Origin of the sequence: Ketobacter alkanivorans, from assembly GCF_002863865.1 — a bacterium.
GTDB lineage: Bacteria > Pseudomonadota > Gammaproteobacteria > Pseudomonadales > Ketobacteraceae > Ketobacter > Ketobacter alkanivorans.
Window position 1 is genome coordinate 3422058 of sequence record NZ_CP022684.1, and the last position, 26088, is coordinate 3448145.

The following is a 26088-nucleotide window of genomic DNA, read 5'->3' on the forward strand; positions in this document are numbered from 1 at the left end:
CATTGAGCATGAAATTCGTGAGCAGATGGTGCTTGTAGGTTAATTCATTAATCGGCAGCACTAGGCTGTTTTTCAGTCCCGGGTATTATCCCAGCCCCAAGCTCCAGCAGTTGTTCAACGCTGGCCTCATCAAAATGACGTTTTCCGACAAAGGCGATGGCGTGGTGGCCCCGCTGACGCATTGCCCCTGCGTTGGGCACCCCCAGTGGCCACAGAAAATAACGCTCGCGCCGGGATGAGCTTGCGATCAATCCGTCGCTATCAAACCAGTTCTTAACGTTGTCCCCGGCGGGGAGTGAGCGCAGTTGATCGTAGTCCTGCAGCTGGTAGCGTTGTCCGCTGTCTGCGCTGGGTTTGTCGACGTGCACCAGATAATGGGTGGCGGCTTCCACCATCAGGCTGGCGGGGTGTTCGTCGGCCTTAAGGTGAGTGGAGAAGGCCATAATCGGCTCCAGCGTATCCTGGTTGGCTATGTGGGTGAGTTGCTGTTGCAGCGGTGAATCCATGGGAATGTGCACGCTGTGATAACAGCCGCAGGGATGAATGCTGTCATAGAACAAGACGGTGCCGTTTTCCTGCAGGGTCACACGCCACACCAGTCCATCCAGCTCGCCGCCATACCAGTCGTTGGGGGTGGGTTTGGGGCGCTCGGGAAACCATAGTGTGTAATTCAGTTGCAGCAGGATGCGATCACCATAGCGAATGTAGCTGGAATCCGAATAGACGGTGGGTAGATCTGTGTTGATACGGCGCTGCTGGCCGGTCGGATTCCACTGGGCGGCACCGGGCCGATCCGCCAGGCTCTGCTGGGCGATTGCAAAGACCGGCGCGTGGGCCTGAATCAGTTGTTGTCGTTGCGCGGCGGGTAAAATAGGCACCGACAAGGGGTGGCTTTGGTAGGCGGCATGTAACCAGTCTGCGGCGGGGATAGGCCGAGTGATCGATCCTGGGTTGGCGGGTGGGGTTAAGCGCAGGAGCGGCTCGGTGGGGGTGGTAACGGCCTCAATGCGCTGGCGCATGTCCTGCTGATATTCCTCAATGGAGCCGGCGGCACCGTATTTGATGAGGGCGTACAACCCGAAAAACCGTTGCCAGCTGCTGTAGCTGTCGGCCACCGTCACGGCGGTTGGCGGCAAGGGTTGGTGCAGGCTGGCCTGAAACAGCTCGGCATCGCATTGGCGGCGAAAATCGTTGAACGGCGTGAGGGGTTCTTTGGCCGTTGGTGGCAGGGCGCGCCATTCGATGGCCAGACTCGTCATGCCCAGGTTATGCAGTTGTTGGCGCCAGGCCCGCTCTTGCTCTTGGTTTAGCTTTGTACCGTTAAAACTGGACCAGAAACGGCTAGTACGGTAGGTGGCAAACCCATCCACCGGTGCGTATTGCGCATCCTGCACCGAATGACGGGCTACCGCATCCTGCAGTGCGGCCAGTTGAGTTTGGCAGGTCTGTGCCGAGCTGGAGTCTGCCGGGTTGGTAGTGCATCCGACCAGCCACAGCAGGCTAATGGCAAGTGCGATGCAAGGTCGATGCAGGGAGGAAATCATAGGCGGCGTAGTCCTTGTAGTGTTGTTCGGCCCAGGGTTTCAGCGCCGTCAGTGCGTCTTTCGCCAGGCTGGCATTGGTGCTGTCCACCAGCCACTGGGGGATCATGCCACCCCAGCGGCTACCGGACTGATATTGTACTCGGGTTTTGCAGGATTCCAGAGCTGTTAACAGCCAGTGGCCCTCTGCCGTTTGAATGCGCAGATGTCCGGTTGCGCGGGGGTGGCTGTCGGGCTGGTTGATCATGTTGATCCGAATCTGGTTCGGGCCAAGGGGCTCAATCTCGAACAGGGTGATGGCGTCTCGTGGCTTAAAGGGCCAGCGGCTTTGGGTGATAAATTGAACCCGGGTTTGCAGCGGCGACGGGCGCTCCAGTACGTGCACTTTATGGGTATAGGGTAACCAGTGGTGCTGGGTTGAGGCATCCTGCAGTAAGGGTAATAGCTGCCCGATGGGGGCATGGATGGTGATTTCGGCCCGCACCAGCTGATAATGAGGCTTGGCTGCCTTATCTTGCTGGATCCAGAGCTGCACCAGATCGTCTGTCTGGCTCTGTTGTTGATTCTGCGGTTGCCAGCTTTCACTGTGGCCGGGGCTGACTATCCAGATCAATATCAGCGCCAAAGCCCTGGGCCAGACAGTCATCATAGGTGTGCTCCATCTTGGTTGCCGCTTGTTGCAGGTCCAGTTCCGGGTCAATCTTATAAGGCTCCAGTACGCTAACATAAACCGGCCCCGACCGCAGTTGGGCTGAGCGTGGCGGCAGCCGTGTGCCGCTGTTGTGGATCACGATCGGTACGATGGGGATCTGGCAGTGGCGGGCGATGGCAAATGCCCCTAATCGAAAGCTGCCAACGCGTAATCCCTTGCCGTAGCTGCGGGTGCCCTCCGGCGCGATGACAATGGAACAACCGGCGGCCACGCGTGCGGTGGCTTGTGGTAGCAGTTGTTGCTCCCAGCCTTCGCCACGGGTTACAAACACGCTGCCGGTGAGGCGCAGCAGTGGGCCGAGCAGCGGGTTGTGGGCGAGGCTCTGCTTGGCCACTCCGGCCACGCCGCCTTGGCGGGCGCTGCTGCTGATCAGGGCGGCTACGATAACGGGATCCAGGCCGCTTTGATGGTTGAATATAAATACCGCCGGGCCAGTATTAAGGCGCTGAGGATGCTCGCAATGTAGAGTCAAGCCAGCCAGGCGAGGCCCGAGACAGCCGACAACGCGGGTCATGGCTTTTGCAATGGAGGCAGGAGGGCGGCCGCAGAGCTTAAGCAGGCTGCCCCAGGCAATGGCGCTGATGGCGGGGATGATCAATGCCAGTATAAGATGAAGCGGTCGTAGCAACGTCATTGCCGGACCGCTGCGGGGCATCTAGTGTGCGCCGTGTTTCTTGAGAACGTCAATGTAGCCCGGCTGATTGCCGTGTTCGGCCGCGATCTGGGCCAGGGTGCGGCCTTGTTTGTCGGCGGCGTTGATGTTGCGACCCTGGGCGGTGAACAGCCCCAGAAACTGGTCAAAATAGTCCACGGGCAGGCCTCGATAGGCTTTGGTCAAAACGTGAAAATCGGCATTCTCGTCGCCAACTGGCTGCATCTCCAGAAAACGAGCCACTTTGGCTTCGTCCAGCTCCTCACCGATAACCTTCTGCTTGTCTTTGCTTGACATGGTAATACTCTCTTTAATTTACAGGTGGCGATGCGTCGGTCGCGCATAGTACCACTACTTGTTGCCCAGCAACACTGCCAGCCAGCGGGTCTCGGGGTTGGATTCCAAGGCCAGCTTGACGATCATGGTAAGGGGGATCGACAGCAGCATTCCCACCGGCCCCAGCACCCAGCCCCAGAACAGCAGGGATAAAAACACCACTAGGGTGGACAGCCCCAGCCCCTGGCCCAGATAGCGTGGCTCAATGATGTTGCCCATCACGATATTCACAATGAGAAACCCCAGGGCAGTGAACCCGGCCCCGCCAAAGCCGAATTGCACCAGTGACAGCAGCACCGCAGGTACGGCCGCGATGATCGAGCCAATATTGGGGATAAAATTCAGCAAGAACGCCAGCAGTGCCCACAGCACGGCATAGTCCACCCCTTGCACAGTCAGCCACACGCCGATGAACAGGCCGGTGCCAACGCTCACCAGCGTCTTGATGATCAGATATTGCTTTACGGAATCGTTAAACTGCTCAAAGGCGGAGAGTGATCGATGTTGCTCACCCATGGCGCGGCGGAATTTGCCGGGGAAACTGGAGGCCTCAAACAGTATAAACAGCACTGTTAGAAAGATCAGGAAGAAATCCGTCAGCACATTTCCGAAGCCGGTGAGCACCTTGCGCACCAGATCCATGGCCTTCCCCGGATTGATCTGCTGTTTCACCATCTGTTGGGAAAGCTCTATACCGTGCCCTGCCAGCCAGCGGGTGATGGCGGTGGTCTCCTCCAGCAGGCTGGCCTGGTAAGTCGGCACCTGACGGGCAAAGTCGTTGATGGAGGCGGCCACTACCACCGAGAAGCCGCCTATGGTCAGTACCACAACCATGATCACCAGGGTTACTGCCAGAGTAGTGGGCACCTTGCGGGATTCCAGCCACATCAAGGCGGGTGCACACAGGATCGCAATGAAGGCGGAGAGCAAAAATGGCACCATGATCTCCACGGCCGCCTTCATGCCGGCCACCACAACTACGAAACAGGCAAAGCCCAGCAGAAAGCGCAGGGTGGGGCTCAGGGTTGAGTTTTCCATATGGATTCCTGTGGGTATTTAGCTGGACGGGGGTGCGCTTTGTTCGGGCAGTGGCGTCGCCTGGCTTTGGGTCTCATCCACAGCGAGTTCTTGTGGTTGGTCGACCTTAGGCTCTTCCTCCTCTGCCAGCATTACTGCGGCGCAGTGGTCATTTGGATTCGGTTCCAGCTTGTTCACACGAATCAGTTGTTTCAGGCTTTCCACATAACGAAAGCCTTCTTCCGAGTAGTGCTCAAGGCCTTGCGCCAGATAGCAGCCGTTTAGCCTCTTGTTTTCCGCCCGCAATTGCGCACGCGCCGCGCGCAGGTCTCGATAAGCTGGGTGGCTATTGAGATTACGCATGTAACTGTTCACTGATGCTTGAGGTGTTTGGAACAGGCGCACTTCGTGCTTTTTGCCTTCAGGTCGTGATTCCGGCACCAAGCCACAACCGGGTCTGAAACACCACTGACCGAAATAGTTATTACCTTCTACTGCAAACCGGGAGGTGCCCCACGCGCTTTCCATCGCACCTTGAGCCAGCACCAGGGAAGGGGGCAGGGCATCCACCTTGATCAGCAAGCGCTGACGAATGGTGGCCGGATCGTCGCTTTTGATGCGATAACGCTTGGCCAGCACCATGAGCTCGTCGTCATCGACCTCGTTGGCTTGAATGCGGGCCCGTAACGCCAGAATCTCCTGATTGCGGACATCCACTTGCTCATGGATAAACTCGAAAAACGCCTTTTTGCGTTTGCGAACCTGTTTTATGGCGGCGAAATCAGGTTTGGCAGAGGCTGTGATCTGTTCTGGCACCCGTGGCGGTGTTTCTTTCAGTAGGCTGCGGCTGAACTGCGAATGCAGCCCGATGAAGCTCAGGCAAAATACCAAAACCAGTAAAAGAGGCAAGTGTCTTGACATGCGTTGATCCCTTAAATCCCTAATGAATGGATTACGCCATGTTCGTTACCAATTTGCAACGCGACCTACTTTTTATATAGCAGGCTTAACCGTGTAGAATAGCGACCAATTGCGACCTTGGTACTGTTAAGGAATGGGCGTGCACGACATACTGCTGATTAATATTTCCGGGCCAGATAAGCCCGGTGTGACCTCTACCATATCTGATTTGCTGTCCCGCTACGATGTGAACGTGCTGGACATCGGGCAGGCCGTGATTCATGACACCCTTACTCTGGGCATGGTAATAGAGGTTCCTCCGGGCTCTGAATCGTCGCCGGTGCTGAAGGATGTGCTGTTTGCCTGTCACGGCATGGGCATGGGGGTTCGCTTTACCCCTATCAATAATGCGGAATATGAAGATTGGGTCGGAGGGCAGGGCAAGGATCGTTTTATTGTTACCATTCTGGCGCGCAAAATCACCGCCAAGCATATTGCTGCCGTCACCAGCATCGTGGCGGGGCATGGCCTCAACATCGATCATATCAATCGGCTTTCCGGGCGCATCTCCCTTGGGGAGAAGAGCAAAGATCAAAAGGCCTGTGTCGAACTCTCTGTGCGGGGAGCCCCCCGTGACATCGCCCAGATGCGGGCCCAGTTCCTGGCTGCGGCCGGTGATCTGGGGGTTGATATAGCCTTCCAGAAAGACAACGCATACCGTCGTAATCGGCGTCTGGTGTGTTTCGACATGGATTCCACGTTGATCGAGGCTGAGGTAATTGATGAGTTGGCCAAGGCTGCGGGGGTAGGTGAGGAAGTATCCGCCATCACCGAGCAGGCCATGCGCGGTGAGCTGGACTTTACCCAGAGCTTCAAGCGTCGGGTGGGTTTACTCAAAGGCCTGGATGAATCCGTGCTGGAGGGCATCGCCCACAGCTTGCCTATCACCGAAGGCGCCGAGGATCTGATTCGTGCATTAAAAGCGCTTGGCTACAAAACCGCTATTCTTTCAGGAGGCTTCACCTACTTCGGCCATTACCTGCAGCAGAAGCTGGGCATAGATTACGTCTTTGCCAACGAACTGGTGGTGCATAATGGCAAGGTTACCGGCGAAGTGCAGGGTCAGGTTGTCGACGGCAAGCGTAAGGCAGAGTTGCTGAAACAACTGGCGGCGCAGGAAAACCTCAACCTGCAACAGGTGATCGCCGTGGGTGATGGTGCCAACGATCTTCCTATGTTGAGTGTGGCAGGGTTGGGCATCGCCTTTCGCGCCAAACCCATGGTGAAAGAAAGCGCAGATCACGCCATATCCGAATTGGGGTTGGATGGCATTTTGTATCTGTTGGGGGTGCGGGATCGAGACAGTGAGGAATTGTTGACTCGATCCTGATGTCTATGACGGTGATGTTTATGAAAAGGGCACCTTTTGCGTAAACCGGATCGCTATACCATAACTCTGGAAACGCCGACAGCGGATAAGCTGAAACCCCTGTGGTGTGAGCTGGAGCAGCGGGCCGACAGCAGTTTCTTCCAATCCTGGACGTGGGTGTCTACGTGGCTCGACGTTTATCAGCCTGATTGTCAGCAGGTAAGCATTTACTGTGATGACGTGCTGGTGGGGTTGGGGTTGTTGACCATTTCTGTGGAATGGCGACATCGCTGGTTGCGCTCCAGAGTTTTGCGTTTGGGTCAGACAGGTGATCCCGCCCAGGATCAAATCTGGATCGAATACAATGACTTGCTGTTGGACCGCGCGCATGTCGATGGGGCTTCCCAGGCGTTTATGGCGTTCATGCTGCAGCAGTCGAGCTGGGATGAGTTTCAGTTTGGAGCCTGCACCGAGGCTTGTCAGCGCCGTTATCAGCACGAGGGTTGCAGCTCGGTTGAGAGGTGGTCCGCCCCGGCGTACAGTGTGGATTTGACCGCTATACGCAAAGATCAGCGCGCTTATCTGGAAACGCTTTCCCGCAATACCCGCTATCAGATCAATCGCAGTGAGAGGTTGTATCAGGAAGCGGGGGAGCTTGAGTTCACGGTGCTGAGCGCTGCAGACGCAATAGCAGGTTACTGGGAAAGGTTGTCACAGTTGCATCAGCAGCGCTGGGGCAGCCAGCCAGTTCAGAGTGGATTTGCCAATGCCAGCTTCGTGGAATTCCATCAGGCACTGATTCGCGAAGGTGCCAAAAACGCAGAGGTGGAGTTCTGCGCTCTCAGTTTGCATGGCCAAGTTATTGGTTTGCTTTATAACTTCTTATATCGTGGTTGTGTTTACTTTTATCTGTCGGGGTTGGAGTTTGAGGCTGACTCCCGTTTCAAGCCAGGCTTGGTTATACACGCGCGAGCCATTCAACACTATTTGGATCGTGGCATGGATCGCTATGATTTTATGGGCGGGGAGGCCCGCTATAAACAGTCACTGGGCCACCAGCATGGCACACTCCAGCTGGTGAGCTTGCAGCGACCAAAAGCCATGCTCAGATTGGAGCAATTGGGGCGCCGGTTAAAAGCACGTTTGCAGGCGCAGCAGGAGCGGAGAGAACATTATTAATATTGATGCGAATAGCGTTACGTTGCAGAGCGGGGCAGCCAAAAAACTGGGGCTGGCGGTGCTGGCCTGGATAGTCATTTGGGGCCTGATTTTTTATGATTCACTACAGAGTGCCGCCAGCGTCTGGATCGTCAACGATACCTTCAACCATTGCTTTTTTGTGTTGCCGGCTGTGTTGTATGCCTTGTGGCGGCAGCGCGGAGCCATCCTTCAGCAGCCGCCAGCCTATTCTGTGTTGGGTTTGCTGGGGGTGCTGGCGGCGTTAGTGGTTTATGCCCTGGGAAAGGCGGCATACGCTGAACTGTTACAGCATTTGGCCATATTTGGGCTGATCCCGGCGGTAGCGTTATATCTGTTTGGGTGGCGTGTCATTGCCATCATCTGGGCACCGCTGGCCTTTATCCTCTTCAGTGTCCCGATGGGGGAGGAGTTTTTCCCCCAATTTCAAGATATCACCGCGGATATGGCCGTGGCCTTGTTAAAGATTATCGGCATTCCCGTGTATCGTGACGGGTTATACATCTCTGTTGCCAACGGCAATTTTGTTGTGGCAGAAGCCTGCTCGGGCATCCGCTTCTTCATCGCCTGCGTTGTGATCGGATGCGCCTACGCCTATTTGAATTTTATCTCCAAGTGGCGTGCCTTTGCGTTCGTTGTGTTTTCCATCGTGATGCCAGTGGTGGCCAACGGCTTTCGCGCCTTTGGTATCATCCTGATCGGGCACCTCACCGAAATGGAGCATGCGGCAGGGGCTGACCATCTGATTTACGGTTGGTTCTTCTTCGCAGTGGTGATCGTGTTTTTGGTCATGGTGGGTTACTGGTTTTCCGATGGACAACGGCAGTGGCAAAGCGAGGTGGTTAATGTTCATGAGGGCTGGCATCTGCGTCGACCCTCGTTGTTGTTGATGGCCAGCGCCCTGCCCTTTGTATTGGCGCTGGGGGTAAAGATTGTGGTGAGCCAGCAACAAAGCCACACATTTGATATGGTTGAGCGCGGTCTGCAACCGGTCAGCGAGCAGCAGGTGGAGCTAGAGCCCTGGACACCTCGATATATTCACGCGGATGCTTATCGGGTGGGGTATGATGCTGCGAATGGAGTCCATCTATACCAGGCGATATACTTCCTAAACGTAGAAGGCCGCGAGCTGATCAGCTCATTCCAGCGCTTATTTGAGCGTAGAAGGTGGACGCTGAAGGCGGAGTATGTCCAAGAGGTGCCGGAAGTAGGTACAATCACCATAAGCCACCTAACCTCCATATCGGGCCACCAACGGCTTATGGCGCACTGGTTCGTGGTACCTGGTCGCATCGACAGCCGTGCTTCTGTCATCAAATTGCAGCAGGCGATCAACACGCTTTCGTTCAGGTCGTCCGGTGGTGCCATGGTGGCGGTAAGCATGGAGTTCTCGGATTCCCTGCAAGCGGCACAGTCTAGGTTGCTGCAGGCGTTGCAGGAAAGTGCGTTAGAATTAAGTCAGTCGGTGACATCACAGTAAGCAGTCCCTGGAAAGGCAAGGAGATACAGATGCAACATGCAATGACCATTGATGTGGAAGACTATTTTCAGGTCTCTGCTTTTGAAGATCTGGTTAACCCTGGCCAGTGGGACAAGATGGCACCGCGCGTGGAGGCGAATACGGATCGTCTGCTGCAACTGTTTGCCGATCACGATACCAAGGCCACCTTCTTCACCTTAGGTTGGGTTGCCCAGCGGTTTCCACAGTTGGTGCATCGTATCGTCGAGCAGGGCCATGAGCTTGCCAGTCATGGCACCATGCATCAGCGCGCCAGCGGTCAGAACCGTGAGCAGTTCAAGGCAGATGTAGGGGATGCCAAGCGGCTTTTGGAAGATCTCTCCGGCAAACCGATTTTAGGCTACCGCGCCCCCAGCTTTTCCTTCACCAAAGAAAATCTATGGGTGTACGAGGTGCTGGCAGAAGAAGGTTATGTCTACAGCTCCAGTGTCTACCCGGTTGTGCATGATCACTACGGCATCCCCGATGCGCCCCGTTTTCGCTATGAAACCCCTGCCGGGGTGGACGAAATCCCTCTCAGCACCCTGCCGGTGTTTGGCAAAAACGTGCCCATATCAGGCGGCGGTTATTTTCGGCTATACCCCTACATGTTCACCCGCTGGGCAGTCAGTCGCTTCATGAACAAAGAGGCGCAGCCGTACATATTTTACCTGCACCCGTGGGAGGTGGACCCTAACCAGCCGCGTATGGATGGCGCATCTGCCAAGAGTCGTTTCCGTCATTACCTCAACTTAAAGCGGGTAGAAGCCCGGCTGGGTCGGTTGTTGACCGATTTCGAGTGGGGATCTCTGGCAAAGCTGTATCAATATCAATAGATCAGCTTGCGATGCGTTTCTTGATGACCCGTGCCGGGTTGCCCGCCACGATAGAGTAGTCTTCCACATCCTGGGTCACTACGGAACCTGCGGCAATTACGCACTTTTTGCCCACATTGGCCATGATCAAGGCACCATTCCCGATCCAGGTGTCTTCGCCAATGGAGACTTTTTCAAATAAACCGCCCTGATCACGAATGGGTGTGTCCAGATCCTCGAAGTTATGTTGTTTCTTGCCACTGATAATATGAACACCACTGCCCAGCAAGGTGTGTGCGCCGATGCTGGAGCGGCCGACATTGCAGTGCGGCCCAATGTAGACGCCTTCATGAATGTCTGTGTCCTGATGTGATAGCAGTACGCCAAAGGAAATTACACAATCGGTGCTGCATTCAGTGAGGATGTAATGCAGCGCTACCTTGCGCATATAATTACCGAGTTGGCCGGGAAACAGGCTCAGAAACTGAGTGTAGGCCGGAATCAGGCCGTCTTTGTTAAAAAACAGGGCCATAAAGTGATATGACAGATACACCGGGCTGGTCAGCACGGTAACCAGAACTATGAACACTGACTTGATGAGCGCTTTCATAACAATGACCGTCTCAGTGGGAAGATGCAGGTTGCAGCAGCGATTCAAAACACGCCAGCTGGCTGTCCCAGGAAAAGTGATCCTGTATCAGGCGCATGGCGTTGGTTCCCAGTTGCTGCGCCTGGTCAGGGTTGGCAATAACCCAGTCAATGTGCTTTAGCATGGCTTCCACCGTATCGGCAACCAACACCTCTTTGCCTGCTTCGCAGTTTATGCCTTCACAGCCCATAGGGGTTGTTATAGTGGGCAAAGCGCAGGCGAAAGCCTGCAATACCTTGTTTTGCACTCCTCGCGCCAAGCGAAACGGCGCGATAAAAATATGCGCCCGATCGTAATAGGTGCGAATGTCGTCGACAAACCCGGTTACTTCCACGCCGGGGTACTTGGCCAGAGCCTTAACGCGGGATGAAGGGTTCATCCCCGCGATATAAAAGACAGCATCGGGGTGCGCTTGCTTTAGTTTGGTCCAGGCCGATTCCACAAACCAGGCAACTGCGTCCTCATTGGGCAAATAATCCATCACGCCGGTGAACAGCAGAACAGGGCCTGTTTCGGGTTTGGGTTCGGTTGACGGTTGAAACGCCTCGGTGTCCAGGCCGTTGGCCACCACATGCAGCTTGCCTGTGTCGTTGATGGTGTGCAGAAACAAGTCTACTTCCGCCTGCGAGATAAGCAGGCAGGCATCAAAGTGGTTGTGTATCTTTTGCTCCAGTGCTGCGATCAACTTGGCTTCGCGTCCGTAGATCAGACTCAAGGGCAAGCCTTTCAGGCTTTGATACTGACGCCATTTATCTGAATCCAAATCCATAAAGTCCATGACCAAGGTCGGGTGTTGCCCCCCTGTCAGATCGATGGCTTTGGAGCGAAATACGTAAGCCGCCATGCTGGAACTGGTGCAGACAATGGCATCCACCGTATGGGCGCTGATGAATTCATCCAGCTGTCGTTGCAGTGTGCGGCTGTAGAAGTTGTTGACACTCAAGGCCGACCCGGACAGCAGTGCTTTAACCAGCGCCAGCTTGCCAGGGGCGGGGGCGTGAAAGGTGCGTTCACAGTATTTGGCTTCCAGAGCCTTTAGGTTGTCTGCGTCAGTCGCTTCAAAGGTCGGTGCGAACACGGATATCTCATGCCCTTTGCGGTGCAGATATTCTATCTGGTGAAAGGTACGAATGCGCTCGCCCTTATTGGGTGGAAAGGGAGTGCGGTGACACAGGTAGAGTATCTTCATAGCAGCCGGGATGAGATCGTGAGTGGGTTGTTATATTGCCAACATAATCAATACATTAAAAGTCTCATGAATGTGTCAATATTGCCACAAAATCGGCGTAGATAACCGGTATAATAGCCGCTTGGGGTTTAGTTCTGGATTCAGAATCCAGTTGGTTTACAATTTCTAGCCTTCCGGCTGGCCGCTCGCCATGGTGCAAAAGTCGGAAATCAATCTGCCCTCAGGGAACGTGACAGTCATTATGAAGCTCGTAGATATCAAGCTCCGGGAGACCGAAGGTATTGGCAGGCGGGACGAGCCAGTCTGCTTCGGGGTGCCTCTGCCGGCAGGTGCGGTATCTGGCGTCAGTCGGATACGGTTAAAAGATGGATCTGAGGATCTGCCCTTGGATCGCAGCGCCACCCAGTATTGGCCAGATGGCAGCGTGCGTTGGTGCCTGCTGGATACAGTGGTGGCCGTGGCGGCGGGAGCAGAGAAAACACTGGAGCTTTGCGTTGATGAACACACGAATACCCAATCAGGGGTTCGAGTCGTTGTCGGGGGCCCCGACCAGCCCTGTACGGTCGATACCGGTGTAGCGCAATTCCAGGTCGACACATCAGCGATCGGGGTGTCGCACGATCAAAGCAGCCTGAAGTTTGACTCCCCTCAACTGCAGATGAGCGGCTACCGGCCCACCATGACAGTGCAGAGCGCGCAATGGTCGGCCACAGAAGCCCAGGCAAAGATCTTGTTAACTCAGCAGGGTGCTTATCTTGGGGATCAGGGTCAAGTGCTGTGTCGATTCGAATCCGAGCTGGCCTTTCATGCTCACAGTGCCAAGGTACATTGGCAATTTACCCTGCATAATCCACGAGCTGCCCAGCATCCCGGCGGTCTGTGGGATCTGGGTGATCCTGCTTCTCTTATTTTTCAGGGTTTGGAATTCAGCCTGGGCTTGCCCGCTGCAGGCGGCCTCAAAGTGCAGCCTGAGCCCGGCCTTGAATGGTCAACAATGGCTGAACAGTGGAGTTTGTATCAGGCCTCCAGTGGCGGTGAGCACTGGGATAGCCTTAACCACGTGGATCGAAGCGGGCAATGCAATCTCGATTTCAGCGGCTACAGGCTGCAGTCCGGCGATCAGGAGGGCAGCGGTGGCAGAGCGTCCCCCTTGCTGTATCACACGATAGGTTGTGGGGTCTATATTGATCGTTTTTGGCAAAATTTCCCCAAAGCAATCGAAACCGATACGAGCAGCCTGAGTTTTCAGCTGTTTCCACCTTGCTGCCCTTACGAGCATGAATTGCAGCCCGGTGAGCGCAAAACCCATCGAATCCGCTTTGATTTCGCAGCAGATGAGCCCAACTGTCAGGGGCTGCGTTCTCCTCTTCAGGTTAATCTTCCGCCAGAGTATGTGGCAGAAACCGCGGCCATTCAGCACTTTGCTGTGGGCAAAGAATCCATCGACGAGCTGATACAGGTTGGGCTGGATGAGCGCACAGGCTTCCAAGCCAAGCGTGAAATCATCGACGAATATGGTTGGCGTAACTTTGGTGACATCTTTGCCGACCATGAGAGCCTGTACCTTACCCAGGGCAAGCTGTTCATTTCCCACTATAATAATCAATATGATCCGTTGTATGGCTTTCTGCGCCAGTATTTACACTCCGGTGATCCACGTTGGATGACCATGGCGAACGAGCTGGCTTGGCACATTGGGGATATCGATATCTACAGTACGGTGGAGGACCGCGAAGAATACAATGGGGGGCTGTTTTGGCACACCGATCACTATGTTGATGCGTTTAGTGCCAGCCATCGTACCTACTCCCGCCACCAAAAGCCCAATGGGCAGGATGTGACCCAAGGTGGTGGCCCCGGAGCGGAGCACTGTTATACCCATGGATTGATGTTGCATCATTGCTTGACTGGTTGTGATCGCTCGCGCCAGGCGGTGCTGCAGTTGACCCAGTGGATTACCCGGTTCTATGAAGGCACCGGCACCCTGGTGGAAACACTGTTTGATATCAAAAGCAGAGTGCTGCCCCGTATCCGCAATGCCGATGATCCTGGCAAGATTCTCGATCACCGCTATCCGTTTAATCGGGGTGTGGGCAACTATGTGAATGCGCTATTGGATAGCCATGCGTTGACCGGAGACGATGCTTACTTGCAGCAGGCGGAAAGGGTTATCGGGCTCACCTTCAGTCCGCAGGATAATATCGCCGATCGAAATCTGGCAGATGTTGAGACAACCTGGTTCTACTCGATTTTCCTGCAAGCGGTAGCGCGATTTTTGGAGGTGAAAAAACTGCGTGGTGAGCGATCCACCGCGGGGTATGGTTTTGTGAGCAGCGCATTTATCAAGTATGCTCAGTGGATAGCAGACCATGATCGACCTTATTTGAGTCAGCCCGATATCCTGGAGTTTCCGAACGATACCTGGGTGGCGCAAGACATACGTAAAGCCTGCATTCTGTACTACGCCAGCAGCTATGCTGCCGATGAAGAGCATCGGAGCGCGTTGCTTAAAAGAGCGGATTACTTTTATCAGTACGTCTACGATGCCTTAATGAAAAGTGACACGCGACATTACTCTCGGATACTGGCAATACTGATGCAAAATCATGGGGTGAATGGGTATTTCTCGCCCGGTGACCGGTTGCAGGAGTCAGAGGCGGTTATCGCCACCCAGGCTGGCGCAGGTAATAGCCCCTACCGCAGCCGCAGTCAGATTATCCTGATTGCCGTTCGCGATGTAATAAAAGCCTTTTTCCGGGTGTCGCTGCGCAAGGAACTGGGGTGGTTGCGGCATCGACACCAAGCGTTTGCCCGAGTGTACAGCCGTCTCTATGGTCCGAGCGGCCAGAATCAATAGTGAAATACGCTGAATTCAACAGTAATAATAGGAATCTTTAATGAGTGAGCCAGTAAAAGTCCTCCAGTTCATCTGCCCGACAGGGTTCTATGGTGCAGAGCGATGGATTTTGACGTTGGCCAAGAATTTGGATCCAGCCAAAGTGCAATGTGATCTGGCGGTTACCGTCGAGCCGAACCTGCAAGAGCTGGAGCTTGAAAACCAGTATCGACTGCTGGTGGGCAAGACCCACAAAATTGAGATGTCCGGGCGCTTTGATATTGGTGTGATTCGGCGACTGTGTAACGTGATCCGCAGTGAAGGCTACCAGATCATACACACTCACGGTTACAAGTCAGACATCCTTGGCTTGATCGCAGCGCGGCTTACCGGCATTCGTGCGTTATCCACTCCTCACGGATTTGAGAACGCGGATGATTGGAAATTGAAAACCTACATTGGGCTAGGGAATCAGTTTTTAAAGTGGTTTGATCGGGTTGCGCCGTTATCAGAGCAATTGTGTGAGGATATGCGCACAATTGGCGTGAATCAGGCAAAGGTGCGCTACATTCAAAACGGCGTGGATCTGGACGAAGTAGAGCAGCATCGCAACGATTCCAGAGCGCTGCCCAAAACAATGAAGCGAATCGGCTTCATTGGTCAGATGATCAGCCGCAAGAATATTTTTGATCTGTTGGATATTTTTGATGACATCGCATCTCGCCACGATGATGTTGAATTGAAGCTGCTGGGGGATGGTGAGCAGCGCCCCGAGCTGGAGCAGTATGCTGATAAACTGAAGTTTAAAGACAGAATCGAGTTTCTCGGGTTTCGCGATGATCGCTTGGATTGGCTTAAAAGTTTTGATCTTTTTGTAATGACATCCACACTTGAAGGTATTCCACGCTGCTTGATGGAAACCATGGCGATGGGTGTACCAGTGGCGGCATACAATATCGCAGGAATCGATCAACTGGTGCAGCACAATGAAACCGGGATGTTGGCGGATCTGGGGGATAAGCAGACATTGACTCAGCACTGGGAAACGCTGATTTATGATGCTGCAAGCGCTGAAAGAATTTCTGCCAATGCTCGAAAGTATGTAATGGATCATTTTTCAGGAAAGCGTATGGCGCAAGAATATGACAGCTTGTTCGCGGAAATGCTGGTTGCAAAGCGCCTATGAGGTTTGGACGCAGCAATACCAATAAGCTTCTTTTCGTGCTTTCGGTCGATACCGAGGAAGAGTTCGATTGGAGTGGGGTGTTTCCCCAGGGTGAATGCTGCGTCGATAATATCAAGCTGCTGCCGGAGTTCCATCAGTTCTGTCAGCAGTTGGGCGTGCGCCCTACCTATTTGGTGGATTATCCTGTCGCGGCCAGTCCTGATTCTGCAGCCATTCTTCGCCAAATACTGGCAACAGCCGATGCCGAAATCGGGGCGCATCTACACCCGTGGTGCACGCCGCCCATTGAGGGAGCCAACAGCGAACGAGAGTCTCATGTCATCAATTTACCAGAGCCGCTTATTCGCCAAAAGCTCGATGTCTTAATCAGAGCCATTCAGGACAACGTAGGTGTTAAACCACAGGTGTTTCGCACGGGCCGCTGGGGCATTGACGGCAAGGTTTTGAAGGTGCTCATCGACTATGGCTTCAAGGTCGATTCCAGCGTTTACCCATACTATGAAAATCAATATTTCTCCTGTATGGATGCTTGCGACACACCCTATTGGCCTGATTTACAGCAGCCTAATGTTCCCGGCGTACAACGGGATATTTTTGAGCTGCCCATTACTTCAGGGTTCAACCGCCCCAACTTTTCCATGTGGGGTAAAATGCATTCTGCTATATCTGCGCCCTGGTTGAGTGGTTTAAGGTTGGTTGGGTTAGCCTGGCATACCCAAATGCTCAGAAAATTGTTTCTGAGCCCTGAGCTTTCCACAGCAGAAGATATGATCAGTTTAGTGAAAGCGTCCATGGCGTCCGGTAAACCGGTTATCCATATGTTCCTGCACAGCTCTACCCTACTAGAGGGGATGGGGGAATATAATCATCACAATGTCGGGCGTCATGATTTGTACGCGCGAATACGTTCAGTGGTAGAGTTTCTCCAAGGTGCGGCTGATATTGAGTTTTGCACCATAACTGAGGCGGCAGATCGTTTAAGGCCGCCTGAAGATTGATTACAGGTAAAAATTAGGAGTGAGTTCTTGATTGGGGTCAAACAGGTATCGTTTCAGGAGATGCAATCCTGGGACGAATATGTGGAAAAGCATCCGCACGCGACGCCATATCATTTGATGGCTTGGGGGCAGGCGGTAGAGCGTTCCTATGGCCATAAAGGTGTCTACCTCGTAGCACATGAAGGTCAGAATATTGTTGGTGTGTTGCCTCTTATCAATATGTCGGTGCCTTTGCTTGGGGCTCGCCCTTGTTCGTTGCCTTTTTGTGATCTGGGCGGGGTGTTGGCTGATACCGATCAGGCGAGAGACAGCCTCCTGGAGCATGCCCGCGGCTGGCTCGACAGTCACGGTGTAAAGCAGGTTGAGTTACGTCATAGTCAGCAAGACGTGGTCGGTGAGCTTGAGCAAGGCATAAAGGTTCGGATGTTGTTGAAGCTGGAATCTTCCGCAGAAGAGCAGTTTAAACAATTTAAATCCAAGCTGCGCAGTCAGGTGCGCAAGGCTGAAAAGAACGGCGTTGTTTTCTTCGAGGGAAAAACAACAGCACATCGCCAGGAATTTTACCGGGTCATGCAGATTAACATGCATCAACTGGGATCTCCTGTTCACTCGCGTGCTTGGTTTGATGCTGTGTTGGACAGCTATGGTACCAGGGCGCGTTTGGGGATGGTCGAGTTTCAGGGGCAGGTGGTTGGTGGTGCGATCATTCTGTTGTGTGGTGGTGTTGTAACGGTTCCCTGGGCATCTACCCTGCCTGAGTTTAATCACCTGTCGCCTAATATGCTGTTGTATTGGGGATTGCTGTCGATGGCGGCAGAGGGTGGTTATGCAAAATTCGATTTCGGGCGATCAACAGTAGGTGAAGGCACGTTTAAATTTAAGAAACAGTGGGGTGCTGAACCCGTCCCACTGCAATGGCAGGTGCTGACGAAGGATGTGCTCGAATCTGCCGATGCTGGTGGAGCCGGAGGTGGTATGCGGGATAAGGTGGCCGAAGCGTGGCGACGTATGCCTGCTCCCCTCGTTAATTTCCTTGGCCCGATTCTTCGTCGTTACATTAGCCTTTGATTGCATAGGTGGCGTTTCATGTGTGGTATAGCAGGCTTTACCCGTTTCTCATCATCTTTTGGTGATCAGGCATTACTCGAGAGAATGGGGCAGGTGATGTTTCATCGCGGCCCCGATGCCGGTGGCGAATATCTGGATGAGCTTGTGGGGTTGTGTCACCGTCGCTTGAGCATTATCGATCTGTCGGCGGCGGGTAATCAGCCCATGCACTCATCCGATGGCAAATTGGTGATCGTATTTAACGGAGAGATCTACAATTTTCAGGCACTGAGAGCCGAGCTGATTGAAGATGGCTATTCGTTCACATCAAAAACCGATACCGAAGTATTGTTGGCGTTGTATCAGCGCGATGGTCAAAAACTGGTTGAGAAAATCAACGGCATGTTTGCCTTTGCCATCTGGGATATTGAAAAGCAAGAGCTGTTTCTGGCGCGTGATCGTTTAGGCAAAAAACCGCTTTATTATTACCCCTGTGCCAATGGGATCGTGTTTGGATCAGAGCTGAAATGTTTGATGGAAGTGCCAGAATTGCCTCGTGTTATCAGGCCTGATTCGGTTTATGACTTTTTTACCTATCAATACATCCCTGATCCAAAAACGATATTTGAAGATATATTTAAATTGGAGCCCGGTTATACCTTGACGGTAAACGCATCGGGTTATCAGAAGAAACAGTATTGGGATCTGTCGTTTTCTGATCAAAGCGGCGCTTCAGAGGCAGAAGTTGCGGAAGAGTTACTGGATGCAGTACGACATGCTGTAGAGCAGCGCATGATCAGTGATGTGCCCTTGGGTGCGTTTCTGAGCGGGGGAGTGGATTCCAGTGGTGTGGTTGCATTGATGGCGCAAAGCAGCGACAAAGCGGTCACCACGTGTTCTATAGGATTTGATTCAAAAGAGTTTGATGAAGTGGATTTCGCTCGAGAAATTGCCGAGCAGTTTAAAACCGATCATCACGAGTTCACGGTTAAAGAGAATGTCGCGGATAACCTTGAAAAAATAGCCGCTTATTTTGATGAGCCCTTTGCTGATCCCTCCCTGGTGCCAACCTATTTTGTGTCCCAGTTGGCCCGTAACCAGGTGACTGTTGCACTGGCAGGCGATGGAGGAGATGAAAACTTTGCTGGCTACAGCAAATATGCGGTGGATGAAGTAGAGAACCGCATTCGTGCCCGCGTGCCGGTTGTGTTGCGAAAAACGCTATTCCCCGTGTTTGAAAAGCTGTTGGCCGGGGCTCGAAATCCGTTATTGCGAAAAGCGCACACGCTATGTTCAACCTTAAGCAGAGATGCTGCGTATGGATTCTTTTTGTCGAATTCCACGTTCCGTCAATCCGTATGGGATAGCTTGGTGGCGGATGAGTTTCAGCGCAAACTGAACGGTTATCATCCCTCCAGCCTCACCCAGGATTATTATCATAAGGCGCCAGCCCAAGATCATCTGTCAAAAATCTTGTATACGGATTTCAAAACCTATTTGCCCGGAGACATCCTGGTTAAAGTGGATAGAATGAGTATGGCCAATTCCCTGGAAGTGCGAGCGCCGTTGCTGGATTACGAGTTGGTTGAGTATGCAGCCACCATTCCATCTGATCTGAAGCTTCATAAAGGGGAAAAAAAGCATATCCTCAAAAAAGCGTTCAGTCGCTTCTTGAGTCGGGATACCCTTTATAGAAAGAAAATGGGTTTTTCGGTTCCGCTGGGCGAATGGTTGCGCAATGAAATAAAATCCCAAGCCGAAGAGCTGTTGTTTAACTCTAAAGCAGGGCTGTGTGATTATTTCAAGATGGATCGAGTGCAGAGCCTGTGGGATGAACATCAAACCAGAAAGCAGGATTATTCTAATGAACTGTGGAATATGGTGATGTTTCAGTTATGGTATGACCGTTACGCCATCAGGAAATGAGCATGTCGAAGCACATACTGCATATCACCTATGACATGAACATTGGTGGCACCGAGCAAGTCATCAAGAACCTGGTGTTGGGCCTGAACGGGCAGAAATTTCGCTCATCGGTACTCTGCATTGATGGGCAGGTTGGCCCGTGGGGACAAGAGCTTGAGGCGGCTGGTATTAAGCATCATTGCCTCCAGCGGCAGCCTGGGTTTGATATCGGCTTGATCAGGTCAATTCGTAGCCTGGTGCTGAGCCAGAGCGTGGATATTGTGCATGCGCATCAATATACCCCCTATACCTATGGCTGGTTTGGGTCGATGTTCACCGGTAAGCCGGTGATTTTTACCGAACATGGTCGCTTCTATCCTGATGTTAGTAGCACCAAGCGGAAGCTGATCAACCCCATTCTGCAAACGCGAACTGCCGCTATAACCAGTATTTCCAGAGCCACCAAACAGGCATTAGTGACTTATGAGAACTTTAGTGCGTCATGCATTGAGGTGATTTACAACGGGATGGCTGACAGCATTTGCCAGCCATCGGATTCGCTGGCGCTTGAGCTTGGCCTTGAATCAGGTCATACCGTGTTCGGTACGATCTCGCGTCTTGACCCGATCAAAAATCAGACAATGATGTTGCGGGCGTTTGCTCATTGCTTGAAGACGTTTGAGCACGTCAGGATGCTGATTGTGGGTGATGGCCCCTCAAGGGTTGAATTGGAGTCGTTGGTGGATGAGCTGGAAATCCGTCATGCCGTAATATTTACTGGATTCCAGCCTAAGCCGCAGCAATATCTGGCGCTCATGGATGTGTTTCTGTTGCCGTCATTAAGCGAGGGCACCTCAATGACACTGCTTGAGGCTATGTGTTTTGCAAAACCATCGATAGCGACAGCGGTTGGTGGGACCCCGGAAATCATAGAGGACGGAGTGTCCGGACTGTTAACGCCAAACGATGATGAGCAGGCGCTTGCAACAGCCATGCTGAAATTGGCTGCATCGTCATCGTTGCGACAAGCCCTTGGCGGTAAGGCCCGGGCCGCCTACGAAGCGCGTTTTACCTTGGCTAATATGGTGAACTGCTATGAGTCGTTGTACGCCAGGCTGTTGAGCCCCTAAGCGACCCCGAGAGTTTAAGGCGATTGGGGGGGTATGGTTGCTCAGGGTCAATGAAGATGCAGTCTATGTGAAAAATAAACAGAAACTTTAGATGTTTTTTGACAGACGGTAATTAACGTAGTGTTAAGATCCGTATACTATATTGATCGTTCAAGCACCCAGGGAAATGGGTGTCATGTCGGGCTGGGGGAACTATGAATATTTATAAAGCTGTCAGGTTTGCGCTATTTTTTGTCGGTTCTACAGGTTCTGTGTCGTCATCTCGCAAGCAGGCCTTTGGAAATCGTCGCATTGTCATTAGCGCGTGCGCGCTGCTTGCATCGCTGTTAATGCACAGTAATGCACAGGCCCTGCTGATATCTGCGGATTCCAGCTTCGGTGCTGACACCATCACTTATGATACGGATACCGGGCTGGAGTGGCTTGATCCTGTGCTCGGCCTTGCCAGTGGTGGCGGGAGCTACAATCAGGTTACCTCGCAGCTTGCCAGCGGTGGCATCTACGAAGGGTTTCGATTTGCTACAGCGTCTGAGCTGCAAACCCTGTTTTTCGTTTCTGCAGGTATAACGCTGGGAACACCGGGAGCGGATCAGGCTATTGCTGATCTGATTGGGCTCGTTGGTGATACCTTTAATGATTCTCCCTATCCAGACTTCACTTTTTATGCAACCTCTGCGTATTACGATTATGGTATTCCTGGGCAGGTAGGATTGGCCTCGTTGGAGGTTGAGTCGTTTTTTGGCGAGTGGAGTGATGGTGAGGCATTCATCACGTTGTCTCCTGATAGCCCTGACCTGAATGGTGGCCCGTTTGGTAGCTGGCTGGTGCGTGATACCTCTTTGCCCGAATCCGTCAGTGAGCCCAGCGTATTTCTCTTGCTTGTTGCTGCGCTTGGAGTGGCAGTGCGCCGAAATCGACGTTCAGCGTGAGGGTATCATTTCACTGAGCGTATAGGGTAGCGCAGGTTGTCGGCCTCAGCCTGCGTTTTTCAGTACTGGCTCGATATGGCCGCGCGCTCGCATGTTCAGCATGGACTTGTTATCATGCCAACGTTTTTTGCGGCATCCCGCTAGCATCCTCATTCCCTTGTAAATGTATGAAAAAGCCTAAGATTTTAGCGATTACCAGTGAATTGCCATGGCCGCTCAACACCGGGGGCCATATTCGTACCTATCACATCCTGAAATCCATTGCCCAGAATTTTGACCTGACGCTGGTGGTGCCGGAACTGCCGAGCGATGCACCTGGCGTGCAGCAGCTGCAATCTGTCGGGGTGCGGGTATTGAATGTAAAGGTGGGGCCGCGTTCAGTGCCTGCAGAGGCGAAAAGGGCGTTGGTTGCGGCGCTCAAATCCGAGCCTTATGTTATGTACCATAGGCACAACCGTGCGGAAGTGCGTCGTGCTATCCAGATGGAACTGCACAACACCAATTATGATGCGATTTACCTGGATCACTTGGATCCTTTTGCGTTTCATGACCTGTTCCCAGATCAAAACATTATTGTAGATTTGCATAACGTTTATTCCCTGTTGGCGGAGCGAGTCGCAGAGGAACATCAGGGTATTCGTCGCTGGTATCTGCATCGAGAGGCCAGGCTGCTGGCTAAAATCGAAAAGGAAGTTGCAACCCAGGCTTCGGGCTTGATGACAGTATCCCAAGAAGAGCAGAAAGACTTTACGGAATTGGGAAACTCTAACGTGCATCTGGTGGCAAACGGCGTGGATTGCTCCAGTTACTTTTCGTTACCGCTGGGGCGATCGCACAGCGCCCCGGTACTGTTATATATCGGAGCGCTATCCTGGCAACCCAATGCCCAGGCGGCGAAGTATCTTGCGCATGAGGTTATTGGTAAAGTTCGAGAGCGTCATCCTCAGGCAGTATTGAAGCTCGTGGGGCGCGATCCCGACAAGTCAGTGTTGGAGCTGGGCGAGATTCCCGGTGTGGAAGTGCACGCCAATGTTCCGGATATCGGCGTATATCTGGCAGAAGCCTCCATGTTGGTGGTGGCGCTGGATTCTGGTGGTGGCACTCGCCTGAAAATACTGGAGGCTTTTGCGGCAGGCTTGCCTGTTGTAAGTACAGCAACGGGCTGCGAAGGCATAGCATGTGAGCATGGTAAACATCTGTGGATAGCTGAACGCGAAGACTTTTCTGAGGCGATTGATCATTTGGTTGCGCACCCTGAATTGGCTATGAGCCTGGCAACCCATGGGCGGGCTTTGGTTGAAAATCAGTATGATTGGAGTGCTTTGGGGCGTTACGCCTGCAAAGCGATCGAAAGTGTTTTGGAGCAATCAGCAGAATGATTCGTGAAGCGAAAGACATCACTCTTGTATTGGCATCCAATGACAAGCGTTCTGGCAATCTTGAGCAGGAGCTTCGCAGTAGAGTTGGTGAATTGATCAAGATCGATTATGACCCTATTGCACCTCAGTATAAGTATCTTGCAGCTTTGTTGACCTATCACCCCGACCGTGGAGTGTGGTGGACTCGCTACCAATGGCATCCTGTGGTGCAGGCCGGGCGGCGTGCAAATGTAGTCAAGGCCCTGAAAAAGCTGGATCGGCCGTTCGATGCGTTGCTCATGTGGGGCAGTTGGATGCACCCAGTTAAGAACACCGCCTTTCAGGATAAGCCGTTCTATTATTACATTGATCAAAGCTGTAATAAGCATCTTGACCCGTTTGATCCAGTTGATGCTCCGGGGCTTGATAAGCCGCGGCTGGCGTTCAACCGCGCTCAGCGGGAAAGTTATGAGGATGCCAAGCGCGTATTCTGTATGTCCCAGTGGACCCGAGAGCAAACGCTGGAAAGTCATGATATTCCTGAGTCGAAGGCGGTAGCAGTTGGCTGGGGCCCAATCGGCATTAATCTTTCCCACGAGAGCCTTAGTCAGAATCGTACCGAAAAGATTGTTTTGTTTGTCGGTAACGAATTTCTTCGCAAGGGGATGGATTACTTGCGTGAGGCCATACCCAAGGTGGTTGAGCAAATACCCGATGCGCGCTTCATCGTTGTGGGTGAGAACGCCGATCACTATGAGTTAGAGCCGCACCCCAATCTCGAGCTAACCGGGTTGATCTCAGACATTGAACAGCTTAAGGATCTGTATCGCAGAGCTTCTGTGTTTGTCCTTCCTCATCGGTTTGAGCGTGCAGGGCACGTCATCATTGAAGCCATGACCGCCGGACTGCCCATCGTTACCTCCAATCAAGGTGGCCCCCCAGAGGTTGTTCATCAGGGTGAGAATGGCTTTGTTGTTGAGATTGGGGATGTGGATGGGCTTGCTGGCTCGATGGTTAAGTTGCTGCAAGATGCTGAATTAGCGGGCAATTTTGGTGAGAAGAGCCGTGAAATTGCGCAGAATGGTTATTTGTGGGGGAACATTGCCGATAAGATGTTAAGCGACATCCTCCAGACGCTCCCTTGATCAGTGTTCCCTTTTTGTACTAAGAGCGTGGCGGCTAGATCCATTTCCTACTTTGGTAAGTTTAGCTAGAACCGGGTACAATGTTGTGATTTTCTGGCTGGTGAAAGGCTTTCCCTTCGCGCTGGAGGCCGACTGCTCGGTATGTGACTTTTGGGCAAGATTGAGCACCAATCATCGCGAAAACTGTGAAGCGTCTCTATATCGACGCTTTTTCCACGGTGGTTAGGTTGGAAGTGTAATGATACTTGTCTATGATCTCATCAAGCACAGCAACTATCGCAGCTTCAACTTTGCGAAGGTGTTGTCCAGTAAACAGCGCACTAGTTGGTCGATTGAAATGATTCAAAACAAAGCACTATTTGGTAGCCTTTTTCTCCTGATGAGTTCGGCAGGCTTTTCTGCAGATATATCGGTGTTAGAAAGGAGGCCGTTGTTTCAGATAGGAAATTTGGACTACGTTGGTGGATTCAGGCTGCCATCGTCAACGCTGGGTGAGTCGAATGCTACGTATTCGGAAGGCCCCATAGCGCTTGGTGCAAATGGTGAATCGATTTACGTGGTTGGCCATGCGAGGGATCAGGCAGTTGCTGAATTCCGTATTCCTACCTTGGTTGACAGCATGAACGTGTCGAGCATGAATACTGCGTCTGTGGTGCAGAATTTCAGTGAGTTGCTGGATCGCCCGGCAACGGGCAACCCGCAGGATATGGATCGCATTGGCGGTTTGGAATACATCAACGGTCAATTGCTTGTAAATACCTACATTTATTACGATGCTGGCCGCGTGGGTTCCCACACCACATTAGTGGTTCGTGACGCAGCCAGACTCTCATCCTCGGCCATTGGTGGATATCACGGTTACGACGTGTCCGCCCACGGTGCCGGCTGGATCTCAAGGGCCCCCGATGAATGGCATGATGTGTTGGGTGGCACTTATATCACAGGTGCAGCCAGTGGTTTGCCAATCATCAGTCGCTGGAGTGTGGGCCCTTCCGGGTTTGCGTTTAATCCCACCTCTATGTTGAATGGCGCTTCATCCTCTACCATACCAACCACTACATTGCTGGATTTCAGCTTGGAAAACCCGTTGGGTGCAGGTTCGCAGGATGTCAGTGATTATTTGTATAACCGGGATCGGAATAACGATCTTTGGAACCACATGTCACGTGCCGCGTATGGGTTTATTGTGCCTGGCACCCGAACTTACATGACGATCGGATCCAGCTCAGGCATGCAAAGTGGCGTCGGTTATAAAATCACTCAGACTGACGGCAACTTGTGTGGCGGTTATTGTCCGGTAAACCCCGATGATGCAGCTAATTATTACTGGCTTTGGGATATGAATGACCTGTATCGAGTTAAGAATGGGCAGATGCGTTCCTATGAAGTGATGCCCTACGCCTACGGCAGCCTGGAAGCCTCTGTATCGTATCCCCATAGCACAGACACGCCTGTCATTGGTGGTGCCTATGATGAGGCCAGTGGCCTGTTGTACTTGTCTTTGCGTCGAGGCGACACCAACTCGGTATCTTGGACGCCACTCATTGTAGCGTTTCGAGTTAGCACCCCTTCACCCCCGTTACCTCCTGCTAACCCAGGAGTGCAACGAGTAGACGAATAAAAAAAAGCCCCTCAATCAAATGAGGGGCTTTTTTTTTGGGCTGAATTTGGGTGTTCTT

At 52.8% G+C, this 26088-nt stretch carries 22 protein-coding genes; 14 read left to right on the top strand and 8 right to left on the bottom strand.

The annotated features are described in order from the left end of the window. Nucleotides 1-47: 47 nt before the first annotated feature. Genes Kalk_RS14655 through Kalk_RS14680 form a run of 6 tightly spaced genes read right to left on the bottom strand, consistent with a single transcriptional unit; the run spans nucleotide 48 to nucleotide 5179 of the window. Entirely contained in the window at nucleotides 48-1544 is a 1497-nt protein-coding gene (locus Kalk_RS14655) for a hypothetical protein (protein WP_101894954.1), read from the bottom strand. Further along, nucleotides 1501-2190 (bottom strand): SRPBCC family protein, encoded by a 690-nt coding sequence (locus Kalk_RS14660; protein ID WP_158643509.1) that lies wholly within the window; start codon nucleotides 2188-2190, stop codon nucleotides 1501-1503. The genes Kalk_RS14655 and Kalk_RS14660 overlap by 44 nt, the downstream gene beginning before the upstream one ends. Further along, nucleotides 2123-2887 (bottom strand): lysophospholipid acyltransferase family protein, encoded by a 765-nt coding sequence (locus tag Kalk_RS14665; protein ID WP_158643510.1) that lies wholly within the window; start codon nucleotides 2885-2887, stop codon nucleotides 2123-2125. The genes Kalk_RS14660 and Kalk_RS14665 overlap by 68 nt, the downstream gene beginning before the upstream one ends. Nucleotides 2888-2908: 21 nt before the next feature. After that, nucleotides 2909-3202, bottom strand: coding sequence for a PA4642 family protein (locus Kalk_RS14670; protein WP_101894957.1), 294 nt, complete (start codon nucleotides 3200-3202; stop codon nucleotides 2909-2911). Between the two features lie 54 nt (nucleotides 3203-3256). Continuing rightward, complete coding sequence (locus Kalk_RS14675; RefSeq protein WP_101894958.1) at nucleotides 3257-4279, bottom strand: AI-2E family transporter; 1023 nt, start codon at nucleotides 4277-4279, stop codon at nucleotides 3257-3259. Nucleotides 4280-4297: 18 nt separating this feature from the next. Continuing rightward, nucleotides 4298-5179, bottom strand: coding sequence for a glucosaminidase domain-containing protein (locus Kalk_RS14680; protein ID WP_101894959.1), 882 nt, complete (start codon nucleotides 5177-5179; stop codon nucleotides 4298-4300). 139 nt (nucleotides 5180-5318) lie between these two features. On the opposite strand from Kalk_RS14680, the gene serB reads away from it, so the two are divergent. From serB to Kalk_RS14700, 4 genes are read left to right on the top strand one after another with little or no spacing between them, the layout of a single operon-like run. Then, nucleotides 5319-6548, top strand: a complete 1230-nt coding sequence (serB, locus tag Kalk_RS14685) for a phosphoserine phosphatase SerB (RefSeq protein ID WP_101896343.1) — start codon at nucleotides 5319-5321, stop codon at nucleotides 6546-6548. A 36-nt stretch (nucleotides 6549-6584) separates the two neighbouring features. Beyond that, a complete protein-coding gene (locus Kalk_RS14690) occupies nucleotides 6585-7706 on the top strand; it encodes a GNAT family N-acetyltransferase (RefSeq protein WP_101894960.1) in 1122 nt (373 codons plus the stop codon). A gap of 22 nt (nucleotides 7707-7728) precedes the next feature. Further along, complete coding sequence (xrtA, locus tag Kalk_RS14695) at nucleotides 7729-9204, top strand: exosortase A (protein ID WP_101894961.1); 1476 nt, start codon at nucleotides 7729-7731, stop codon at nucleotides 9202-9204. Between the two features lie 29 nt (nucleotides 9205-9233). Further along, on the top strand, nucleotides 9234-10058 hold the full coding sequence (locus Kalk_RS14700) for an XrtA system polysaccharide deacetylase (protein WP_101894962.1): 825 nt from the start codon (nucleotides 9234-9236) through the stop codon (nucleotides 10056-10058). A 1-nt stretch (nucleotide 10059) separates the two neighbouring features. Here the strand turns inward: Kalk_RS14700 and Kalk_RS14705 are convergent, their stop codons facing one another. Together Kalk_RS14705 and Kalk_RS14710 are read right to left on the bottom strand one after the other, a co-directional pair. Next, complete coding sequence (locus tag Kalk_RS14705; RefSeq protein WP_101894963.1) at nucleotides 10060-10647, bottom strand: acyltransferase; 588 nt, start codon at nucleotides 10645-10647, stop codon at nucleotides 10060-10062. Nucleotides 10648-10660: 13 nt separating this feature from the next. Continuing rightward, nucleotides 10661-11875, bottom strand: a complete 1215-nt coding sequence (locus Kalk_RS14710) for a TIGR03087 family PEP-CTERM/XrtA system glycosyltransferase (protein ID WP_101894964.1) — start codon at nucleotides 11873-11875, stop codon at nucleotides 10661-10663. 241 nt (nucleotides 11876-12116) lie between these two features. Here Kalk_RS14710 and Kalk_RS14715 point away from each other — a divergent pair, with 241 nt between their 5' ends. From Kalk_RS14715 to Kalk_RS14760, 10 genes are all read left to right on the top strand, one after another. Continuing rightward, nucleotides 12117-14732, top strand: coding sequence for an RIFT barrel domain-containing protein (locus Kalk_RS14715; protein ID WP_158643511.1), 2616 nt, complete (start codon nucleotides 12117-12119; stop codon nucleotides 14730-14732). 40 nt (nucleotides 14733-14772) lie between these two features. Further along, nucleotides 14773-15897 (top strand): glycosyltransferase, encoded by a 1125-nt coding sequence (locus Kalk_RS14720; RefSeq protein ID WP_101894966.1) that lies wholly within the window; start codon nucleotides 14773-14775, stop codon nucleotides 15895-15897. Beyond that, nucleotides 15894-16895, top strand: coding sequence for a polysaccharide deacetylase family protein (locus Kalk_RS14725; protein ID WP_101894967.1), 1002 nt, complete (start codon nucleotides 15894-15896; stop codon nucleotides 16893-16895). Before Kalk_RS14720 ends, Kalk_RS14725 begins: the two co-directional genes overlap by 4 nt. Before the next feature lie 27 nt (nucleotides 16896-16922). Continuing rightward, nucleotides 16923-17963: a FemAB family XrtA/PEP-CTERM system-associated protein gene (locus Kalk_RS14730; RefSeq protein ID WP_101894968.1), complete on the top strand. Its 1041-nt coding sequence runs from the start codon at nucleotides 16923-16925 to the stop codon at nucleotides 17961-17963. An 18-nt stretch (nucleotides 17964-17981) separates the two neighbouring features. Further along, nucleotides 17982-19868, top strand: a complete 1887-nt coding sequence (gene asnB / locus Kalk_RS14735; RefSeq protein WP_101894969.1) for an asparagine synthase (glutamine-hydrolyzing) — start codon at nucleotides 17982-17984, stop codon at nucleotides 19866-19868. Nucleotides 19869-19870: 2 nt separating this feature from the next. Further along, nucleotides 19871-20977 (top strand): glycosyltransferase, encoded by a 1107-nt coding sequence (locus Kalk_RS14740; RefSeq protein ID WP_101894970.1) that lies wholly within the window; start codon nucleotides 19871-19873, stop codon nucleotides 20975-20977. 194 nt (nucleotides 20978-21171) lie between these two features. Beyond that, complete coding sequence (locus Kalk_RS14745; RefSeq protein ID WP_101894971.1) at nucleotides 21172-21906, top strand: hypothetical protein; 735 nt, start codon at nucleotides 21172-21174, stop codon at nucleotides 21904-21906. 167 nt (nucleotides 21907-22073) lie between these two features. Further along, nucleotides 22074-23285, top strand: coding sequence for a glycosyltransferase family 4 protein (locus Kalk_RS14750; protein ID WP_101894972.1), 1212 nt, complete (start codon nucleotides 22074-22076; stop codon nucleotides 23283-23285). Next, nucleotides 23282-24409, top strand: coding sequence for a glycosyltransferase family 4 protein (locus Kalk_RS14755; RefSeq protein WP_101894973.1), 1128 nt, complete (start codon nucleotides 23282-23284; stop codon nucleotides 24407-24409). The genes Kalk_RS14750 and Kalk_RS14755 overlap by 4 nt, the downstream gene beginning before the upstream one ends. 238 nt (nucleotides 24410-24647) lie before the next feature. Continuing rightward, the gene (locus Kalk_RS14760) at nucleotides 24648-26030 is read left to right on the top strand and encodes a hypothetical protein (protein WP_101894974.1); all 1383 of its coding nucleotides are present in this window, start codon (nucleotides 24648-24650) and stop codon (nucleotides 26028-26030) included. Nucleotides 26031-26088: the final 58 nt, after the last annotated feature.